Genomic DNA, 2,857 nt, shown 5'->3' on the forward strand with positions numbered 1-2,857 from the left:
CGTCCGACCATGCCGCTGTGAACGCGTAGCGTCCGACCATGCCGCTGTGAACGCGTAGCGTCCGACCATGCCGCTGTGAACGCGTAGCGTCCGACGGGACTGCTGCACGGGTAGGTGACAGGTTGGGTCAGGCTGCGTGAGCGGCCGGTGTGGTCATGATGGTCTCGTACTCGATGGGGGTCAACCGGCCGAGGGCGTCCTGTCGGCGGCGGCGGTGGTAGGTGCGCTCGATCCAGGTGACGATGGCGATGCGCAGCTCCTGGCGGGTGGTCCAGGTGCGTCGGTCCAGGACGTTCTTCTGGAGCAGGGCGAAGAAGGACTCCATGGCGGCGTTGTCACCGGCCGCGCCGACCTTGCCCATGGAGCCGACCATGCCGTGGCGGTGCAGGGCGCGGACGTGCTTCCGGCTGCGAAATTGGGACCCTCGATCGGTGTGCAGGATGCACCCGGCGACGTCACCGCGGCGGGCGACGGCACTGCTCAGGGCGTCGACGGCCAGGCGTGACTTCATCCGGTCGCTGATCGAGTAGCCCACGATCCGGTTGGAGAAGACGTCCTTGACGGCGCACAGGTAGAGCTTGCCCTCGCCCGTGCGATGCTCGGTGATGTCGGCCAGCCACAGCTGGTTCGGTGCCTCGGCGGTGAAGTCGCGCTCGACCAGGTCGTCGTGCACCGGAGGCCCGGGCTTCTTGCCGTTCCTGCCACGCTTCTTGCCGAACGCGGACCACCAGCCGTTCTGTGAGCACAGCCGCCAGGCGGTCCGCTCGCACATGTCCTGACCAGCGTCGCGGGCCTCGTCGACCAGGTACCGGTAGCCGAACTCGGGGTCGTCCTTGTGCGCGTCGAACAGGGCGTTGGCGCGGTAGGCGGCCGCCAGCTCGGCATCGGTGACCGGGTCCGCGAGCCACCGGTAGTAGGGCTGGCGAGCGAGGTTGAGCACCCGGCACGTCACCGTGACGGGGATCCCGTCGCCGGCCAGCTCGCGGACGAGCGGGTACATCATTTTCCCGGCAGGTTCGCCTGGGACAGGTAGGCCGCGGCGCGGCGCAGGACCTCGTTCTCCTGCTCCAGCAGCCGGATCCGCTTCTTGGCCTCGCGCAGCTCGGCGTTCTCGGCCGCGGTGGTCCCGGGCCGGGCACCGTCGGCGACGTCGGCCGCGCGCATCCAGTTGCGCAGGCACGACTCGGCGATGCCGAAGTCGGCGGCGATCTGCTTGATCGTCTGTCCAGGCTCACGGTTGCGCGCGACGTTGACCACGTCGTCACGGAACTCCTGGGGATAGGGCTTGGGCACAGTGCACATCCTTCCAGCGACGCCACGAAGCGTCACAGATCAGATGTCACCTACCCGTGCAGCAGTCCCGACCATGCCGCTGTGAACGCGTAGCGTCCGACCATGCCGCGGGCCGGTCGCCTGAGATTCTGGCGGTGTTCCGCGGAACACTTCCTCTATCGAGGGCAGGGCGCTGAGACGGCCCATGATTCGCGATGGTTGAGGGTTCAGGGGCGGGTGCGCCAGAGCTGGCAGGGCCAGTCCCACTGCTCGGTGGGACCGGAGAGGCCGAACCAGTCCTTGAGCGCGGCGGCGATGATGGCCTCCTGGTCCACGTCGTCGTCGATCCCGTCGTCCCGGACCGGCGTGAGGTTGGCGGTGTCTGGGTTGATGAAGTGCCGAGCCGTATGGGTGGGATCGGACCCGTCCATGACAAAGCCCGACCCATAGCGAACAGGCCCTTCGGCCAGGAGGAACTCCGGCTCACCGCTGAGGAAGAGGGTCCGGGTGCCGTCGGGCTCGACTACCAGGTTCTCCGCCGGCTCGGCCGCGATCAGGGCATCGATGTCGAGCTGATACTCCGAGGACACGGGCACCAGTCGCGGCTCGGGCTCGGGACGGTGCACGACGCCGTCCCACAATCCCTGCTCGAAGGCTTCCATCCGGCCTCGGGCGAACGGGCGATCAGTCAGCCCGAGGTCGACCTCGCGCACCCTGGCTCCGGCTTCCCAGTGCGTCCAGGCCGCGGCGTCGATCACTTCGTTGAACGTCACGCGGTGCACGGTGTCGGCCTCCGCGCGCAGGGCGTGCCAAGGACCCTTGCGCGGACGGAACGGCAACATGTACCGGGCTGCCAGCCAGAAATGGGCTCCTGTCTGCCCAGAAGCGACGACGTCGAGATCGGCATCCGAGGTAAGGAACGCGCCCAAAGTGCTCTCAGCGCTCACCTTCTCCACCGAACGGCACGACGCTCGGAGCACCTCCTCGGCGTCCGGGACAGCAACACTTCCGGTGCGGCTCCACCGCACAACGTCGAAACTCATACGGTCCCCGGGCTCCGCCGGGCTCACAAAGACCTCCACGGGCCTCTCCGACGCACTCACCAGCGCAGCCTACCCAGGAGTGGGAAAGCATCCGGAAATGCCGCGCGGCGGAAGCGTTGGCGGGGCGCGGGTGTGAGGCGATTCACCACGGTCGGCGATGGCATGCACGCGACTTCTCTGCCAATCTATCGGTCGTGGGGATGTGCGAAGTTCGTCGAAGGCTATTACCCCTGCAGCCGTGACAGAACCCTGCCCTGCACGGCGGTCCCTCCTGGGTTTACCCCCCTGCTCCCAGGAGGGCCGCCATTTCTCCCAGACTTGCCTCTCGCGCCAGACGGACGTACCTACGGCGGCACTCTCGCTTTGATCCGACCTCGCAACGTCGTTCGGGCCGCCCCGCACGCTGGCCTCGTGCGGCTCACTAGTCAGCTCAAAGACGTACTACTTTGCCGCACTGAGCGTGGCCGCACGCTACTGCCGCACTGAGCGTGGCCGCACGCTACTGCCGCACTGAGCGTGGCCGCACGCTACTGCCGCACTGA

2 protein-coding genes are annotated in these 2,857 nt (G+C 67.7%); both read right to left on the reverse strand.

Going from position 1 to position 2,857, the window contains the following annotated elements:
• Positions 1-127 precede the first annotated feature (127 nt).
• Positions 128-1,293 (reverse strand): IS3 family transposase gene (locus tag K330_RS0107475; protein ID WP_156875640.1). Its coding sequence is split into 2 segments (ribosomal slippage): positions 128-1,006 and positions 1,009-1,293, totalling 1,164 coding nucleotides; the frame shifts between segments, so codons are not numbered across the junction.
• 206 nt (positions 1,294-1,499) lie between these two features.
• Positions 1,500-2,219 (reverse strand): hypothetical protein, encoded by a 720-nt coding sequence (locus tag K330_RS0107485; RefSeq protein WP_156875733.1) that lies wholly within the window; start codon positions 2,217-2,219, stop codon positions 1,500-1,502.
• Positions 2,220-2,857: the final 638 nt, after the last annotated feature.

Origin of the sequence: Ornithinimicrobium pekingense DSM 21552 (assembly GCF_000421185.1) — a bacterium.
Classification (GTDB): Bacteria; Actinomycetota; Actinomycetes; order Actinomycetales; family Dermatophilaceae; genus Ornithinicoccus; species Ornithinicoccus pekingensis.